At 49.1% G+C, this 18153-nt stretch carries 15 protein-coding genes; 12 read left to right on the top strand and 3 right to left on the bottom strand.

Annotation, left to right across the window (positions count from 1 at the left end):
• Positions 1 to 116: 116 nt before the first annotated feature.
• From NZM05_07970 to NZM05_08020, 11 genes are all read left to right on the top strand, one after another.
• The gene (locus tag NZM05_07970) at positions 117 to 461 is read left to right on the top strand and encodes a hypothetical protein (protein MCS7013547.1); all 345 of its coding nucleotides are present in this window, start codon (positions 117 to 119) and stop codon (positions 459 to 461) included.
• 219 nt (positions 462 to 680) lie between these two features.
• The gene (locus NZM05_07975) at positions 681 to 950 is read left to right on the top strand and encodes a TRL-like family protein (protein MCS7013548.1); all 270 of its coding nucleotides are present in this window, start codon (positions 681 to 683) and stop codon (positions 948 to 950) included.
• Positions 951 to 1172: 222 nt separating this feature from the next.
• Positions 1173 to 2333 carry an N-acetyl-alpha-D-glucosaminyl L-malate synthase BshA gene (gene bshA / locus NZM05_07980; protein ID MCS7013549.1) on the top strand — a complete coding sequence of 387 codons (1161 nt, stop codon included), beginning with the start codon at positions 1173 to 1175 and terminating at the stop codon, positions 2331 to 2333.
• 40 nt (positions 2334 to 2373) lie between these two features.
• Positions 2374 to 3699 (top strand): hypothetical protein, encoded by a 1326-nt coding sequence (locus NZM05_07985; protein MCS7013550.1) that lies wholly within the window; start codon positions 2374 to 2376, stop codon positions 3697 to 3699.
• A gap of 552 nt (positions 3700 to 4251) precedes the next feature.
• Positions 4252 to 5370, top strand: coding sequence for a sn-glycerol-3-phosphate ABC transporter ATP-binding protein UgpC (gene ugpC / locus NZM05_07990; GenBank protein ID MCS7013551.1), 1119 nt, complete (start codon positions 4252 to 4254; stop codon positions 5368 to 5370).
• Between the two features lie 196 nt (positions 5371 to 5566).
• Positions 5567 to 8365 (top strand): DNA polymerase I, encoded by a 2799-nt coding sequence (gene polA, locus NZM05_07995; GenBank protein ID MCS7013552.1) that lies wholly within the window; start codon positions 5567 to 5569, stop codon positions 8363 to 8365.
• A 1-nt stretch (position 8366) separates the two neighbouring features.
• Positions 8367 to 9371: a ribosome small subunit-dependent GTPase A gene (gene rsgA / locus NZM05_08000; protein ID MCS7013553.1), complete on the top strand. Its 1005-nt coding sequence runs from the start codon at positions 8367 to 8369 to the stop codon at positions 9369 to 9371.
• 118 nt (positions 9372 to 9489) lie between these two features.
• Positions 9490 to 10923 carry an Asp-tRNA(Asn)/Glu-tRNA(Gln) amidotransferase subunit GatB gene (gatB, locus tag NZM05_08005; protein MCS7013554.1) on the top strand — a complete coding sequence of 478 codons (1434 nt, stop codon included), beginning with the start codon at positions 9490 to 9492 and terminating at the stop codon, positions 10921 to 10923.
• A 2-nt stretch (positions 10924 to 10925) separates the two neighbouring features.
• Positions 10926 to 11552, top strand: coding sequence for a Uma2 family endonuclease (locus NZM05_08010; protein ID MCS7013555.1), 627 nt, complete (start codon positions 10926 to 10928; stop codon positions 11550 to 11552).
• Between the two features lie 21 nt (positions 11553 to 11573).
• On the top strand, positions 11574 to 12197 hold the full coding sequence (locus NZM05_08015; GenBank protein MCS7013556.1) for a Uma2 family endonuclease: 624 nt from the start codon (positions 11574 to 11576) through the stop codon (positions 12195 to 12197).
• A 15-nt stretch (positions 12198 to 12212) separates the two neighbouring features.
• The gene (locus NZM05_08020; GenBank protein ID MCS7013557.1) at positions 12213 to 12809 is read left to right on the top strand and encodes a Uma2 family endonuclease; all 597 of its coding nucleotides are present in this window, start codon (positions 12213 to 12215) and stop codon (positions 12807 to 12809) included.
• Here NZM05_08020 and NZM05_08025 read toward each other — a convergent pair.
• Positions 12786 to 14498 carry a transglycosylase SLT domain-containing protein gene (locus tag NZM05_08025; protein MCS7013558.1) on the bottom strand — a complete coding sequence of 571 codons (1713 nt, stop codon included), beginning with the start codon at positions 14496 to 14498 and terminating at the stop codon, positions 12786 to 12788. The two genes, NZM05_08020 and NZM05_08025, sit on opposite strands and share 24 nt — an antisense overlap.
• Before the next feature lie 333 nt (positions 14499 to 14831).
• On the opposite strand from NZM05_08025, the gene NZM05_08030 reads away from it, so the two are divergent.
• Positions 14832 to 15974 carry a carboxylate-amine ligase gene (locus NZM05_08030; GenBank protein ID MCS7013559.1) on the top strand — a complete coding sequence of 381 codons (1143 nt, stop codon included), beginning with the start codon at positions 14832 to 14834 and terminating at the stop codon, positions 15972 to 15974.
• Here the strand turns inward: NZM05_08030 and NZM05_08035 are convergent.
• Together NZM05_08035 and NZM05_08040 are read right to left on the bottom strand one after the other, a co-directional pair.
• The gene (locus tag NZM05_08035; protein ID MCS7013560.1) at positions 15952 to 17103 is read right to left on the bottom strand and encodes a glycosyltransferase family 9 protein; all 1152 of its coding nucleotides are present in this window, start codon (positions 17101 to 17103) and stop codon (positions 15952 to 15954) included. The genes NZM05_08030 and NZM05_08035 overlap by 23 nt on opposite strands.
• The gene (locus NZM05_08040; protein ID MCS7013561.1) at positions 17100 to 18053 is read right to left on the bottom strand and encodes a lysophospholipid acyltransferase family protein; all 954 of its coding nucleotides are present in this window, start codon (positions 18051 to 18053) and stop codon (positions 17100 to 17102) included. Before NZM05_08040 ends, NZM05_08035 begins: the two co-directional genes overlap by 4 nt.
• Between the last annotated feature and the right edge of the window lie 100 nt (positions 18054 to 18153).

An 18153-nucleotide genomic window follows, 5' to 3' on the forward strand; every position in this document is an offset into this window, starting at 1 on the left:
CCTATTTTGAGCGCTCTGTTAATAGCAGAGCAAGGTAACTTATCCCTATCTCACTCTATTTATTTCTTTTGCTTTCTTCGAAAGTTGGATACCTAAAAAATGAAGAGCAAGAAGCAATGCATTTCCTAAGAAATCTTGAGGGGAAAAATGTGATGTGCGCAGGAAGTAGTCAATACATTATTCAGATTGCGCAAAAACGCACTCTAATTGGCGGCGTAGCGGGCGTATTAAATCTTGATGAGCGTAAAGACGACATTCTTTCTTTTTTCAATGCGACTAGTGACGAAGTGAGGAGAAAAATTCTGAAAAAGTATAAAATTGACTATGTGTACATTGGAGAAGCAGAGAAGCAGCTTATTCGATTGGACAGAAATTTCTTAGTAGAGTATCCACTCGTGTATGGGAACAGTGTAGCGGAAATTCATGTCGCTCGCCAAGAAAAAACAGAGATACAAGAGTAACAGCAGCGCCTGTAGCGCATCTTCTCGTCGCACGCAGTTTCTCATTGCAGTTCCACGCAAAGTATGAGGTCTATTCCCTGCACGCCTGTTGATATCCGTGACGGATAGATTAAAAAAGTGTTAAATCTTGACATGTGTAGGGAAAAAAGCTATCTTTACTTAATCTAAACTCACTTCTAAGGAACCCAAACTCAGCAAACTGCAAAAACCCAAAAAGCTATGAAAAAAGTTACAGCATTTTTATCGGCACTGCTGTTGGCGTTTTCGCTCAATGCCTGCACAGTAACATTCCCCGTTGCTGTGTCTGGGAACCAAATCGGTCAAAAAGTGGGCAAAGCATCAAGCTCAATTATCCTTGGTCTGTTTGCATTTGGCGATTCAAGCATTCAAGCGGCAGCAAAGAATGGTGGGATTACCAAAATCTCGACTGTGGATGTGCAATTTACAAGCATCCTTTTAGGGTCTATACGGGCATTACGGTCGTCGTAACAGGCGAATAATAGCAGCGGCGTGGAAACTACCTCTGGGTAGTTCCACACACACTGCAGCTCGCTGCGGAATAAGCCCCAGAACCTCTTTTCAGAACGCACCCACCAAAAGTATAGGTTGAACATTAAGCTGCATAACATCACTGCCCTACATTTGACGAAGCAACTCCCCAAATGCTGCAGAAGTGACTGGAAAGTTCGCTAAATTCCTGTCAAAATCACTATGGTTACGCAGTGCCTAAAAATTGGCATAACCTGCTATCCGACTTACGGCGGCAGCGGAGTGGTTGCAACAGAGCTGGGTAAAGCACTCGCCGAGCGTGGACACATTGTGCACTTCATCAGCTACAGCTTGCCTTTCCGCTTGCGCCGTTTCTCTGAAAACATTTTCTACCACGAAGTTGAAATCAGCAACTATCCGCTCTTCGAGTTTCCGCCTTACTCGATTTCACTCGCCTCAAAAATGGCAGAGGTGATGTGCTACGAAGAATTGGATTTGCTTCATGTGCATTATGCGATTCCGCACGCAATCAGCGCCTTTCTGGCACGCGAAATTCAACGCGACCGACTTAGCCTTGCCCAAGTGTGCAAAGAAACCAAAGTGATCACGACCTTGCACGGCACAGACATTACACTGGTGGGCACAGACCCCGGCCTAAGTGGTGCAGTGCGACTTGGAATTAACCGCTCCGATGGCGTAACCGCCGTGTCTGAATTTCTGAGACGCAAAACAATTGAAGACTTCTCACCCACAAAGCCCATAGAAGTTATCAAGAATTTTGTAGATACGAAGGAATTTTTCCGTCGCCCTGAGGCAGAGCGGCTGCGCGCCGCCTTCGCCACAAAAGAAGAAAAGATTGTAGTGCATCTGTCGAACTTCCGTCCAGCTAAGCGGGTGAAAGATGTGGTGCGGGTCTTTGAAAAGGTAAGCCGAGAGATACCCGCACGCCTGCTGCTGATTGGGGATGGCCCTGAACGCTCCGAAGCCGAACACCTTGCACGTGAGCTGAAAATCTCAGAAGCAGTGCGCTTTCTTGGCAAGCAAGAAGCAGTAGTCGAGCTGCTGTCCATAGCTGATGTGATGCTGATGCCCAGTGAGTCAGAATCGTTCGGACTGGCTGCACTGGAAGCCATGGCTTGTGGCGTGCCAGTGGTCTGCACAAACATCGGAGGATTACCCGAACTGGTAAAGCACAACTACAATGGTTTCCTTGCCAGCGTCGGCGCAATTGACGAAATGGCTGCCCACATTAGTCAACTTCTTTCGGATAATGCGCGCTGGGAGAGCTTTTCTCATAATGCGCGCAAGACCGCGCTCTGCTTCGATACCGACTGCATCGTGCCAATCTATGAGCGATACTACGCCAAAGTTTTAAATGAATGACAAGAAGTGTTGCTTTCTGTAACCCTCAGAACGCACAAGTATGGACAACACACTCAAGCAAGTGAAAGCTGATACGGAACAAGCCAGACTAAATGCCGAACAGCAGCCAGTAGAAAAACCATCACAACCTGAAAAAGAGAAAGGTCTCCTGAGCGGACTCTTCCAGCGCAGCTTTGAACTAGAAATGCTCGTCTCTGGCGTGGCGATCCTCACGCTGCTACGCGCGCCAGAACTGCTAGAGACATTGTTTGAGTGGGCAGCTCTGAACACAAAAGAGGGAGTGGATTTCTTTGGCATAATAGCATTTGTGGCACGCGCCGCGAAAGCAATCACTTATCTGGTTGCATTCAACTTTATCCTCCATCTTTTCTTGCGATGCTTTTGGGTAGGCTTAGTGGGGCTAAGGTCAGTTTTTCAAAGCGAAGCGGATTTGGAAGCCATAGTAAAACACTCGCCGCCGCTGTATCGCAGGTTTTACGAGGAGCGCGGATATAGCTTGGAGTCGCTCGCAGAGCGCGTGGATAGGCTTTGCAGAATGCTGTTTGCGTTCACGTTCGTCGTGGTCGCAACAGTGCTGTATGTTGTGATAGGCTTTCTCTTTGGTGCATTGATTGCGAGGGAGAAGTGGCTACTGGTCGTAGCAGGCACATTTTTCATCGCTTTGCTGTTGCTGTCTGCACTAGACTATGCGGCAAAAAGACTAAGACCATTTTCGCGCTGGGCGAATGTGCCATGGCTGGTCAGATTTGCAAAAGGCATATATGGTATTGGCGATTGGATAATCTTGGGTGTGATATATAGACCGCTATCTATTGCCTTCAAAGCAAACAAATCTTCTGCAATGCTGTATGGAGGAGTGTTCGTGTATGTCATCGCCTTCATCGTCATAGCTCTCATAGCTCTCGGCATAAAGGTGGATAACTTTGACTTTTTCCCTGACCGTTGGAGAGGAGCATACATGATACGAGGCAGTTATTACGAAAACCTGCGCTCAGAGGGCAAGCTGTCCCTGGCGCCTTACATCCAGTCGGACATTGTCAGGGAGCCTTTTGTTAGACTCGTGATTCCCTACTATGTGAATCTCAACGATAGCGTTCTGGCTCGAGCCCCTGCACTGGCAGAGATGAACCGATACGAACCCACAGCGGAGCAGGTCAAGCTGGCAATTGAGACAATGCGCAGCTTTTACCGCATTACGCTAAATGACTCAACCCTGTCGGAGTTAGAATTTGCATTCTATAAAAATCCTAAGAACGAGCAACCATCAATGGTTGCCTATATTCCCGCAGAACATTTGCCGAAAGGGAAGAATACGCTGGTGATAAAAGCGAGCAAAGACGAGTGGGTGATTCCGTTCTATCGGTGAGGCGAGCGAAAGGGTGAGCGCCTGTATGCGCAAGACTGGCAAAGCGTTCTTGCGCGCCAAAGTAGAATTCCGCCGCACCGAGCAAGTCTATGAGCGTAGAACAAGTGCCTCGCACAGACGCGTTGCAGCTGTTCTCTCAAGTGAGCGATGTAGGGATGTGAAAGTTCTATGGAAAAGTGTTATCTTTGTATGACCCTCTGCTGCCCAAAACCCTAACAGAAGTTAACGAGGAGGTGTCGAAATGCAGAAGGTCTCACGAAAGTCTCCCGCCGTATCCCAAAAGGACATTGTAGAATGTTTGATACTGGTTGCACTAGTTGTGATGTGGTGGCTGTTCAGCTAAGCGAAACGCAACGCTGAAAGCACCACAAAACCGCTTGTTCATTTGTGAACCCCCTATGAGCTTGTAAAGACTACCCTGACACTTCGCCAGAAACCTGCCTCGGTGCTGCGTCCAAACCGTCCTTGAAAAGCTGTCTTGCGCTCAAAAAGTAGGAGAGTTATATTCCAGCAATTGCAAAAGAACCTTTCACCGCTTTCCAGTTTCCAACTATGGCAACCGTAGTCTTAAACAAAGTAGAGAAAATCTACGAGGGCGGCGTCAAAGCTGTCGAGAACTTCAGTCTCGAGATTACCGATAAGGAGTTTATTGTGCTGGTCGGTCCCTCTGGGTGTGGCAAATCTACGACGCTCCGAATGATTGCAGGCTTAGAGAGTATCTCACGTGGCGACCTTTACATTGATGGAAAGCGGATGAACGACGTGCCCCCTAAAGACCGTGATATTGCAATGGTGTTTCAGAACTATGCACTCTATCCCCACATGACGGTCTTTGAAAATATGGCGTTTGGCTTGGAGCTACGGCGCGTGCCTAAGGAGGAAATCAAGCGTCGAGTAACCGAAGTAGCGAAAGCAATTGGACTGGCTGAATACCTCGACCGCAAGCCGAAAGCCCTGTCGGGTGGGCAGCGCCAACGCGTGGCGCTGGGACGCGCAATTGTACGTAACCCGAAAGTATTTCTCTTCGATGAGCCACTCTCGAATTTAGATGCCAAGCTGCGCGTGCAAACCCGCACCGAAATTTCTCGCTTGCATCGAAAGCTGGGTGCAACGATGATTTATGTTACGCACGACCAAGTTGAAGCAATGACAATGGCCGACCGCATTGTGGTGATGAACAAAGGGGTGATTCAACAAGTCGATACGCCGCTAAACCTTTACAACAATCCCGCTAATAAGTTCGTAGCTGGCTTCATCGGTAGCCCTGCAATGAATTTCATTCAAGGCTCACTTTATCAAAATGGCGTGCTCTGTTTCAGAGATAAGTCAGGCATCTTAGATGTGCCACTGCCACAAAAGGTAGCGGATAAGCTCAAAACATACATTGGCAAAGATGTCACAATGGGCATTCGCCCAGAAGACATTCACACCATCTATGAAGCCGAGCGACTGAAAAATGCGTCAAGAGCAAAACTGCATCTCGATGTGGTAGAGCCAATGGGCAATGAGATTTTTCTTTACTTCCAGCTACCTGCGGCGCAGGAATCCCCGCACCTTGTTGCACGCATCGACGCACGCCAGCCACTTGAACTCCGTGAAGATTTTGAGTGTGCGATTGATACCGAAAAAGCACACTTCTTTGATAACGTAACGGAACAAACACTGGTCTAATGTGCCTTGTCTGCGCCTTCCCCAGTATGCAAGTTTCATAAACACGCTTGTGTCTCTCACAGACTGGCTTTGTTTCAGGCACTGTGCGGCGTATTGCTACTGTAGGTGTGCAAAGGCGCTCACCAGCTGAGTTCAATATTCCAAGAACGCTTCGGACAAAAGATGAAAAGTTTGCCGAATATCAAGCCAGTAAAGTATGCCAGAGACTGCACCACACAAGCGCCCGACGCTCTTTCTGCTCGATGGAATGGCGCTCATTTACCGCGCCTACTATGCGCTAATGCCAGCTAAAATGCAAACGAAGAGCGGCTTTCCAACCGGCGCAGCATTCGGGTTCATCAACACACTGACGAAAGTGCTCGAGAACTACTCTCCTGATTACATTGCTGTTGCCTTCGATAGCAAGGAAAAAACATTTCGGCACGAGCGCTACCCAGACTACAAAGCCAACCGCCCTTTGCCACCTGACGACCTGCTGATGCAGCTTGAAAAAATCTATGCCATAGTCGATGCCTACGGTATCCGAAACCTCAAAATGCCGGGCTATGAAGCGGACGACATTATGGGCACGCTTGCCAAAAAGTTTGAAAAAGAGTGCGATGTCTTTCTGGTTACACCTGATAAGGACTTTGCGCAACTGGTCAATAGCCACATTCAGATTTTGAAGCCCAGCAAAGACGATGACAAATTCGAGCGCTATGGTCGGAATGAAGTGAAAGAAAAGTATGGCGTCTATCCTGAACAGTTTATTGATATGCTCACCTTAATGGGGGATTCATCGGATAACATTCCGGGCGTAGACGGCATTGGCCCAAAAACGGCGGCAGCACTCATTAGCGAATACGGTTCGTTGGAGTCACTCTACAAGCAAGTGCATCTGATTAAGAAGCCCAAGCTGCGGGAAAATCTACTTAAAGCTCAAGACCAGCTGGAACTGACACGTTTTCTGGTAACCATCAAAACCGATGTCGAAATCAATGAACCGATAGAGAGCTTCAAACAAAAGCCAATTGATGCAGACTCACTTTTTCCGCTGCTCGAGGAGCTGGAGTTCAAGCAATTTCTATCGCGCTTGAAGCGCAGTGCTAAAGTTGAAGCCGATGCCACATCAAGCGGAATGCTCTTCGAGGAAAGCGACACGGACTTCAATTTTGGTGCCAACATTGATGCAAATTACAGGTTTGATTTGCCAACGCCACAATCCGTTGGTCACTATACCTTAGTGGATACGCCCGAGCGTTTTACCAAGCTGCTTGAAAAGCTGGCGCAGGCAAAAGAATTTGCGCTTGATACCGAGACGACCAGCCTTGATGCATTGGAGGCAGAGCTGGTGATGCTATCCTTTTCGCTGCAAGCCAGAGAAGCCTTTGCGATTGATTTTCGCGCAGGATTGTCGCGTGAAGAAGTGCTGAGAACCTTGAAGCCGATTCTGGAAAATCCAGCAGTGCGCAAAGTTGGGCAAAATATAAAGTATGATTGGTTAGTGCTTCGGCGTTATGGCATTGAACTGTCGCCACCCTACTTTGACACCATGCTAGCAAGCTATGTGCTGAACCCTGATGCACCGCATAACTTGGACGAGCTGAGTGAAACCTACCTCAAATTTCGCACCGTGCGATACGATGAGTTGGTAGGGACAGGCAAAGGTCAGAAGTCAATCTACGAAGTGCCCGTAGAAGACTTAAAAAACTATGCTTGCCAAGATGCCGATATGGCGCTGCAGCTAAAAGCAACTTTGGAAGAAAAACTCCTACTTGAGCCTGCGTTGATGCGCATTTGTGAAGAGATTGAGTTTCCACTTTTACGCGTGCTGGCAGAAATGGAGTGGAGTGGGATCAAAATTGATAGCAGCGTATTGGGAGAGATTTCTGCGGCGCTGGACACTGCAATTCAAGAAGCGGCAGAGGCAATCTACAAAGAAGCGGGGGAGCCGTTCAACATTGATTCACCTAAGCAAATTGGTGAAGTGCTCTTTGAGAAAATGAAACTCCCAGCAAAGAAACGCACCAAAACGGGCTACTCTACAGATGTGCGGGTTTTGGAAGAGCTGGCAGAAGAATATCCGATTGCAGAGAAGATTTTGGAATACCGAAGCCTGCAAAAGCTCAAAAACACATATGTCGACACACTACCGACGCTGGTGCGTGCCAGAACAGGAAAAGTGCACACCTCTTTCAACCAAAGCGTAACCGCAACGGGAAGGCTATCTTCCTCCAATCCGAACTTGCAGAATATCCCAATTCGCACAGAGATAGGGCGGCAAATTCGGCGCGCCTTCGTGGCAAGCAGTCCAGACTATGCACTACTCTCGGCAGATTACTCGCAAATTGAACTGCGCATTGCCGCCGAGTTCTCAGGCGACGAAACAATGCAGCGTGCCTTCAAAAATGGTGAGGATATTCACAGCGCAACGGCAAAAATTATCTTTGAAACTGAAGCAATTACCAAAGAGATGCGCCGTAAGGCAAAGGAGGTCAACTTCGGTGTGCTATACGGGATTCAGCCGTTTGGCTTAGCACAGCGGCTCGATATCTCGCAAGCGGAAGCCAAGACGATGATTGAAAACTACAAGGCAAAGTATCCGAAAATCTTTGCCTTTATGGAGCGTGTCTTGGAGCAGGCGCGCACGAAGGGTTATGTCGAAACGGCGCTAGGAAGACGGCGCTATTTCCCAAACATCAAGCATAAGAGTGCAGCTATTCGCAATGCCGAAGAACGCGCAGCTATCAACGCTCCCATTCAGGGCACAGCTGCCGATATGATTAAATTAGCGATGATTGAAATTGACGAAAAGCTGCGCACAAAAAAGCTCGGTGCCAAAATGGTACTGCAAGTGCACGATGAATTGCTATTTGATGCACCAAAAGTGGAGCTGGAGACACTGGGAAGTCTAGTGCAAGCAGAGATGGTTCGCGCAGCAAAAGAGGCAGGTCTGAAGACCGTGCCAGTTGTGGTGGAAATTGGAACTGGAGAAAACTGGTTAGCGGCTCACTGAAATGCAAAAGAAAAGTGCACCACCGCTTCGGCGAAAAAACTTTGCGACTGTTTCAGAGAGCGATTTATATGGCACAATTTGTGAAGTGCGTGGTGCCTACTACATCGTGCGCACGCCAGAAGGAGACACCTACACCTGCAAGACCCTGCGCACCACGCTCACCGAAAATCCGAATTCTACCTTAGCTGTGGTGGGCGACCGAGTGCGCTTCCGTCCAGATGAAGAGCGCAACGACGTAGCGCTGCATAACGGCGTAATTACCTTCATTGAAAAGCGGCGCAGCGTCTTAGCCAGAAGCCGAGACCGACGGCGAAACCGCAGCGGTGAGCTTGAGCACGTGATTGCCAGCAACATTGACCAACTGGTGATTGTCTCCTCGTTTGATAAGCCACCCTTCCGCCCAAAGCTCATTGACCGATATATCGCCTTTGCCGAGTTTGAAGGCTTAGTGCCACTGCTGGTGCTAAACAAAGTTGATTTGGATACCGCAGGAGAAGCGCAAACATTGGTGCAACCATACTGCCAACTTGGCTACGAAGTGCTCCTGCTCTCAGCACGCTGCGAGAAAGGCTTAGAAGCACTGCGAGAAAAGCTCACAGGAAAAACGTCGGTGTTCAGCGGGCACTCAGGCGTAGGCAAAACAACGCTGGTCAACAAGCTCACGGGCAGCAACTTAGCAACAGGTGAGCTAAGCGGAAAGTCAGGCAAGGGCGCACATACCACCAGCAATGCGATTATGCTCCCAGTCCTCTCGCCAGAGGGAAAGGCAGTCGGATACATCATTGACACGCCCGGCATTCGTGAGTTTGGCTTGGAAGGCATTGCGCGTGAAGAGCTACGGCATCTTTTCGTTGAGTTCCGAAAATTTGCGCCCGAGTGTGCCTTTGCCTCCTGCACCCACACAAACGAGCCGAATTGTGCCGTTGTGGCAGCCGTCGAACGCGGCGAAATTTGGCCCTCACGATACGAAAGCTACCTTACTCTCTTTGCTGAAGCATCTGCGTAATCTGAAAATGCTGTTAGATACTGGGCCCCACCGTGAAGTGGCAAACCGCAGTCGCCCAAGTTTTCTTATATTCTCTGGCAAAAGATTCTTCAAACTTTGTTCAAACTGTGCGAAAACCGTGGAATACGAATTGATTGTCGGACTGGAAGTCCACTGTCAGCTCAACACCAAGACCAAAGCCTTTTGTGGGTGCTCGACTGCATTTGGTGCACCTGCTAATACAAATGTGTGCCCTGTGTGTCTAGCAATGCCTGGCAGTTTGCCTGTGCTAAATCGAAAGGTGCTGGAATATGCAGTGCGATTGGGGCTAATTACGCAGTGCCAAATTCGCCGCCGTTCCATTTTTGCACGAAAGAACTATTTCTACCCTGACCTACCGAAAGGGTATCAAATCTCTCAGTATGATGAACCTATCTGCTACGATGGGCGAGTGGAGTATGAGTTAGACGGCGTAAAAAAGAGCGTGCGCCTCATTCGCATTCACATTGAAGAAGATGCAGGGAAATCCATTCACGATATTGGTGATGACACATATCTTGACTTCAATCGATGCGGCGTACCGCTCTTGGAGATTGTCTCCTATCCCGACATTCGCTCCGTGAAAGAAGCTTCTGCGTATCTGCAGAAACTGCGCCAGATTGTGCGTTGGATTGGTATCTCCGATGGCAATATGGAAGAAGGTTCACTGCGCTGCGATGCAAATGTCTCCATCCGACCGAAAGGCTCAGAGAAGTTCGGCACACGCACCGAAATCAAAAACCTAAACTCGTTCAAAAATGTCGAGAAGGCAATCGAGTATGAAGCCTTGCGACAGCGGCAAATCTTAGAAGCAGGGGGCACGATTGTGCAAGAGACGCGCCTGTGGGACAGCGAGCGACAAGAGACACGCCCAATGCGTTCCAAAGAAGAAGCACACGACTACCGCTACTTCCCCGAGCCTGACCTTGTACCAATTGAAGTAACGGAAGAAATGCTAGCTCAAATTCGAGCAGAATTGCCTGAAATGCCCGAAGCACGTGCCGCACGGTTTGTCTCACAGTATCAAATCCCTGAATACGATGCGAAAGTCATTACAACCGATAGAGCGCTAGCGGACTACTACGAAGAAACCGCAAGGGTATGCGGTGATGCAAAGGCTGCCTCGAACTGGGTGATGGGCGAGGTGCTGCGCACACTCAAAGAGAAGGCAATTGACATCTCGGAATTTCCTATTGAAGCCAAACGATTGGGTGAGCTAATTTCTCTGGTCAAAAAAGGTGTCATCAACGGCAACACAGCCAAAGAGGTAGTCTTCATCAAAATGCTCGAGGAAAAAACAGCGCCAGAGGAAATTGTGCAGCGTGATGGCTTGGCACAAGTAAGCGACACCGCTGCAATTGAACGAGAAGTGGCGGCAGTGTTAGCTGCAAACCCGACGCAGCTGGCTGATTATCGCTCTGGCAAAACTAAGCTCTTTGGCTACTTTGTCGGCGAGACGATGAAACGAATGAAAGGTAAAGCGAATCCACAAATCATTAACGAGATTCTAAGGCAAAAATTGGAGCAAGTGTGAAAATGGAAGGGGTAGCCAGTAAGGCAAGCATTCAAGCGTTGAGAGAAGACGATGTAGCGGTTCAGCTTGAGAGGCGTCGTTTTACGGTCAGTGAATATCTCAGGATGGCGGAGATAGGCATTTTTGCGCCAGATGAAAAGCTGGAACTCATTGACGGTGAAATTGTCAAAAAAATGAGCCCTATCGGCACACCTCACCTGTGGTGTGTAGCACGCATCGCAAAGCTGCTTGAGCGCAGACTGGGCGACCAGCACTTTATCTTGGTGCAAAGCCCTTTGCAACTCGATGAGCACAATGAGCCAGAGCCGGACATTGTGCTGTTGCCGTTGAGGGAGGGGGTAGAGCGTCCGACGGCCAGAGAGGCGTTGTTGGTGGTGGAAGTATCGGATACGACCATCAAGCTTGACCGCAAGGTGAAAGTGCCGCTGTATGCGGCGTTTGGCATTGTAGAGGTTTGGCTGGTGGATTTAGTGGCAAATCGCATTGAAGCCTACCGAGAACCGAAGGACGGGACTTATCACCAAGTGTTGATGTTTGATGAGACAGAGCGTCTTTCGCCGCTCAAATTCCCCGATGTCAGCTTTTCAGTGGCAGAAATTCTGGGCACAAAGCCACTTCGCCTACCTTGAAATCTAAACAGGTATGATGAAATGATGACGGCAGCAAATGAAGTGAAAAAGGAGAAACCCTGTGAAGACGATGTAGCGGTTCAGCTTGAGAGGCGTCGTTTTACGGTCAGTGAATATCTCAGGATGGCGGAGATAGGCATTTTTGCGCCAGATGAAAAGCTGGAACTCATTGACGGTGAAATTGTCAAAAAAATGAGCCCTATCGGCACGCCTCACCTGTGGTGCGTCATTCGCCTTAATCGGCTATTCAATGCAAAGTTGGCTACAAGGGCAATCGTGTCGCCACAGAATCCCTTAGTGCTCAACGATTACAATGAGCCAGAGCCGGACATTGTGCTGTTGCCGTTGAGGGAGGGGGTGGAGCGTCCGACGGCCAGAGAGGCGTTGTTGGTGGTGGAAGTATCGGATACGACCATCAAGCTTGACCGCAAGGTGAAAGTGCCGCTGTATGCGGCGTTTGGCATTGTAGAGGTTTGGCTGGTGGATTTAGTGGCAAATCGCATTGAAGCCTACCGAGAACCGAAGGACGGGACTTATCACCAAGTGTTGATGTTTGATGAGACAGAGCGTCTTTCGCCGCTCAAATTCCCCGATGTCAGCTTTTCAGTGGCAGAAATTCTAGGCACAAAGCCGCTATCCTTCTAAGAGAGGGGGTGCAAAATGGCAAAAATAGAATCCGATGCCGTAAGGCCAGTGGCAGGGCATTTATTCACGGTTGAAGAGTTCATCAAACTGCTGCAGGCTGAGGTATTAAGTGCAGATAAGAAGTTTGAGCTGATTGAGGGAGAAATCTTTGAGATGACAGCCATGGAAGCGCCGCATTTTGCAGCGGTGATGCGGCTAAATCATCTCTTCGTCGAAAAGTTAGGAAAGATGGGGCAAGTGAGCGTGCAATCTCCAATTCGTCTGTCTGCATACTCAATGCCAGAGCCTGACCTTGTGATACTGCATCCGAGAAGTGATTTCTATGCTGCGGAACTGCCGAAAGCAAGCGATGTGCTACTAATTGTGGAGGTGTCGGGCACAACGCTGAGCCGTGATAAAGCGGTTAAACGACCACTTTACGCAAACCACAATTTGGTTGAGCTTTGGATTGTAAACCTAAGTGAGCTGCAGCTCGAAGTCTATCGAGAACCAAAAGGTAAAACCTACCGACAAACTCTAATCTTAGACCATGCAGACTACATTACGCCGCTCAAATTCCCCGATGTCAGCTTTTCAGTGGCAGAAATTCTAGGCACAAAGCCACTCTCGTAGTCCAGCTCTGCTGGAAGGCGATGTGAGAGCAAAAGGAAGTGGCACAGGCCGATGCTGCTGAGCCGTAGAGCGAGACTTGCGTTTCTTGTATGCGTAGCGCCTGCGCCAGCGAGGGCGGTATCGTGCCTCACGGCTATCGTCAGAAAGGTCGCGCACGGAATATTGCACAGTCTGGAAAACTTCAGCCGTCGTGGGAATCATCACCACGCGCCCCTTAGGCACATGCCAAGTTTTTAGCTCGTTGAATTGTCGCAAAGCCTCAGGTGAAACACGGTGTTGCTTCGCCAAGGTAAGCAGCGATTCATCTCGCTTCGCCTTGTGAGCAAGGAAGTAAAGCCGCTCGCTTGCAGGAATTCGTTCTACAGCAGACGCAACATCTGCAGCCCGTCCCTTGGGCACTTTGAGTTTATAGCCTCTGTAAGCAGGGGGCGTAATGTTTTTGTGTAGCTCTGGATTTAGGAATCGCAAGCTATCGAGGGGAATGCCGCTGTAGTCGGCAATCGTTGAGAGCGAAATGCAATCGGGTATGCTGACTTCGTCATACTCAATAGGAGCGCCGTATTCAATAGGGGTAAAGCCAAAACGTGTTGGGTTCATTGCAATCAAAGTGGCGGCTAAATAGCGCGGCACATACTGGCGCGTTTCACGGCGGAAGTATTTGCAGAGCGACCAAAAATCACGCTTTTTAGGCGATTTTTTCAGGGCACGATTGACCCGCCCACCGCCCGCATTGTAAGCGGCCAGCGCTAAATACCAATCCCCATAGATTTGGTAGAGGTCTTTGAGATGCCGTGCAGCACTGCGCGTAGACTTAATCACATCACGCCGCTCATCAAACCATAGGTTTCCTTCTAAGCCATAAAGTCGCCCCGTGCCCTTGACAAATTGCCACATGCCAATTGCATTAGCACGACTGCGTGCGTGTGGATTGACACCACTTTCCACAATAGAAAGATAAATCAATTCTGGTGGAACGCCTTCCTCTGCAAGCACCTGCGCCATGGTAGGGAAATAAATCGCTGCACGGTCTAAATATCGCTGGAAAATGATGTGCATCTTTGCGTTCTTGGAAAAGTATGTGATGAATTTCTTGACCTCTGCATTCAGCTCAATTGGAATTTGCGTTTTAGGTAGAAGCATGCCGATAAAGAGGCTTTCATCAATCACCGTATTTTCTGCGTTGCCAAGTAGGCGCTCACGGATTGCTAAGGCAGGATTATCGGTATCGGCTTCGGAAAGGGGCATTACATACTCGTCGTAGAGCTGCAACATACGAAACGCCATCCAACAAAATGTGGCATCGCGCTCGAGAGATTCATCGTCAAGTAGCTCAGCAATAAGCTCGATACCCTCAGTCAGTGTGGATGGCAAGTTTTCACTACGCTCTTTCTTTTGCTTCTCGGCAAGTTCCGCAAGCAGTTTAATGCGTGCTAACTTCGTAGCCCTATCTTTCTTCTGCTGCCTCATTTCAGCTTGACGCACTGCTTCAAGCTGCTGCTGACGCGCCAGCGCCTCAGCGCGCCGAAGTGAGTCTAAGTATTTGATTTTGACCGTGTCGATGGGAGCAGGCTCTAAGGCAGTTTCTTCAGGTGGAGGAAGATAGACAGCAGTATTGGTGCTGGTGCAACTGCACCATGCAAGGCATAGCAAGTATGTGCATAGAGCAGCTAACAGAGTGTGTCGGTGCATCTAATCTGGTTTTTTTGGTAGTTAGACCACTTGCCCGAATATAAGTGCTGCATTTGAAAAATTTGCAAGAGGCATAAACGCTGAAGACTTGAGGGCTTTCATCTTCACAGCGCAAACCAGCAAGGACATGGTGGGCAGAAATGTAGCTCCCTGTGCCGTTCAATGAGTGAAGTTTGTAGCAAATGGGTAATTCCGTATTTTCCCAAAAAATCCTAACCGAAAAGCTGGGAATCCTCAAGTCGCCGCCCGTAGGTTGCAGATGCGCAAAGAGGCAGCTGGCGCGGCATTGTAGAGAAGCGCAAATGAAACGCAATCAACAAAGGAGTAAGCAAAATGGAGAAGGAGAAGTTTACAATTGGCATTGAGGAAGAGTATCAAATCGTTGACCCCGTTACGCGTGAGCTAAAGAGCCACATTCAGCAGATTTTGGAAGACGGGCGACTGATTTTGAAAGAGCACATCAAGCCTGAAATGCATCAATCAGTGGTGGAAGTGGGAACTGGCATTTGTGCAGATATTGAAGAGGCGCGCAGAGATTTGGTGAGACTACGCACAGAGTTAGCAAAACTGGCTATTTCCAAAGGTCTGAGAATTGTGGCAGCCTCTACGCATCCTTTTTCTGACTGGAAGTATCAGGAAATCACGCAGCATGAACGCTATCACGGGCTAGTGAACGATTTGCAGGATATTGCACGCGCTAATCTCATCTTTGGCTTACACGTGCATATCGGTATCAAAGACCGTGAAGCGCAAATTGAAGTGATGAATCAGATTCGCTATCTGTTGCCACACATCTTGGCGCTCACGACAAGCTCACCATTCTGGCTCGGACGACCAACAGGGCTATTTTCGTGGCGCACACAGGTCTTCAAAAGCTTTCCACGCACAGGCATTCCCGACATTTTTAATTCCTACACAGAGTTCGATGACTATGTAAAGCTACTAATTCAGACAGGATGCATTGACAACGGCAAGAAAATTTGGTGGGATGTGCGACCACACCCCTTCTTCGAAACCCTCGAAATTCGCATCTGCGACATTCCTACGCGTGTGGATGAATCCATCGCAGTCGCTGCGCTCATTCAAGCTACAGCCAAGACACTTTACGACCTGTATCGGCGCAATATGCAGTTTCGCCACTACAGCCGCGCACTCATTGAAGAAAACAAATTCTTGGCGGCACGCTATGGACTGACAGGGCAACTGATTGATTTCAGTAAGCGCAAGAAAATTCCAACGCCCGACCTCATTTTGGAATTTCTCCGCTTTGTTGATAATGCTGTTGAGGAACTTGGCTCACGCAAGGAAATCAACACGATTTACAAAATCTTAGAGCACGGCACCAGCGCAAGCAAACAGTTGCAGGTCTATGAAGCAACGGGTGGCGATATCAAAGCAGTAGTAGATTTCCTAATTAAGGAAACCCTGCATGGTCTGCCCGTAGAACTGCCTGCTACGCAAGGTGCGACGGTTTAGAGGGAAACTGGTGAGCAAAAGTTCGTTCAAGAAATGCCTCTGAAGCACTGCGCACCTGTGCAAGTGGAATAGACGCAACCAGTCCGTTGGGTGAATGCATCACATGGAAAGAGGTGAAAGATGGATACCACGCAGTTTCACCCTCAGGAAGGTAAGTCAAAATGAAGACAGGCACGCCAAAAATGTCAGCTAAGTGCGCTGCCGCTGAATCAGGGGTGATAAGTGCGTCAAGCATCGAAATGACCGCCGCAAAGTCTGAAAGCGTGGGTGTCTCTTCGCATAGTTCAGCACCGCTGGCGATGGCAATCTCCTCTGCCAGTGTCCGATACGACTTTGCATAAAGTAACACAAAGGCTGCGCTTGGAAACCGCTGACGCAGATGGCGTAGTAGCGCAATGAAGTTCTCTTTACCCCAGAATTTGAATGTAGCACTGCTGGCGGAGATATTAACCCCAACAAGGTGCGTAAATTGCTGACGCAGCGGCAGAAGAATGCGCTCAGCAAATGAAGGCGATGAAGGTGAAAGGTAAAACGATGGTCGCAGGGGCTCTTGGTCAGGGTCAATCTGAAAAAGACGCAGAATCTCTGCAAGCTGGCGTAGCATACGCTTGCCAGCAGGAAGTTGCACCTTCACATCGTAGACAAAATCATTCTCTCGCTCAAAGCCGCCAATCACGCTCGCGCCAGAAAACAGACAAAGCAAAGTCGAGGTCGATGAAGCAGAGTGAATAAGGTCAATCACCATATCGTATCGCTCTTGGCGAATTGCCTGAAGCACACCGATGAAATCAAAGCGGGCTTGCTTTATCACATAGCGTCGCCGAATGTACGGATTGCCATCAAGCGCTGTAGCATTGCGTCGGTCTAAGACGACATCCAGCGTAATAGAGGGATAGTGGCGCTTCAGAGCTGCAAAAATCGGCGTAGAGATTAAAGCGTCACCGATTTGATTCTGGCGCAAAAAAAGCACCTTTGCCTGTGAAAAGTCAATATGCGAGAGAGAGCCTTTGCGACGAGGCAAAAGAAGCCTAAGAAGGTAGATAAAGCCACGCTGCAGCCCATATTCTGTCCACTTCACAGCTTCCTGCAAAAGATACTTGGGCGTGTATTTGAAGGGTGGCTTGCTCATAGTGCAGAATGGGAAAGGTCAGTATGGAGCGGCTGAGTGGCAGCAGGCGGTATATGTTTCCAACGGTTGTGCAGCCAAAACCACTGTGCTGGATATCGGCGAATGTAACGCTCAATCGCTTCCGTGTAACGCTGAGCAAGTTGGTGGATGCTCTCAGTGCTGTAAGAGAGATCAGATGTTGGAATCTCGCTAAACTCAATGCGATACTTGCCCAGTGCCGTGCGAATCGGCATAGCAAGCAGGAGCGGCAGTCCTGTGCGCAGCGCAAAGACGGCAGCACCTAAGAAAACTGAAGCAGGGCGACCCAAGAACGGCAAGTAAAAACCGTCTGAATGTCCCGATTGGTCGCTCAGCAATGCAAGGAGCTTGCCTTCACGAAGACGGCGCAAGCCTAAGCGAGCCGCATCTTGCATGGAAATCAGCTCATTGCCGCAAGCCGTGCGCCATTGGTTGAGCCGTGCATTAAGCCAGCGATTCGAAAGCGGCTTGTAGACAATTGCAATCGGGCGCACGCACAGTGCCCAGCACACAGCCATCAATTCCCAATTGCCAAAATGAGCCGAGACCACAATGCCGCCACGCCCCTGCGAAAAACAGCGCGACTCAATTAGCGACGCATCAATCTCAAAAAGTGCTTCGGCATCTTGGCGTGTGCGCACCAGTGGCAAGCGCAAAATTTCCAGAAAGTAGATAGCTTGTTCCAAGTAGATTTGGCGCACAAGTTGCTGCAGCTCTGGCTCACTTTTCTCAGGAAAGGCATACCGCAAGTTTTCTTCAATGAGTGAGCGACGCAGTTTGATGCGTCTATCGAGCAGCTGTCCAATCCATGCGGCTAAGGCATAAAGCTGCTGCTGTGAAAGTCGCTGCACAATGCAAGCAAGGCTTGCAATCAGACCATCTGTTACACGGTCAGCCAAACTTTTGAAAAAAGGTGGTATCGTGTAGCTCATTGGTTCTGTGCGAAACGCTTTTGCAGAAAACCGCGCGTCCTACGATGATGCAAGTGAATGCATAAAGTCTACGGCTCGCTACCAAGAACGATGCATAACG

This window comes from Chloroherpetonaceae bacterium (assembly GCA_025056565.1).
In the GTDB taxonomy this organism is placed as follows: Bacteria; Bacteroidota; Chlorobiia; order Chlorobiales; family Thermochlorobacteraceae; genus Thermochlorobacter.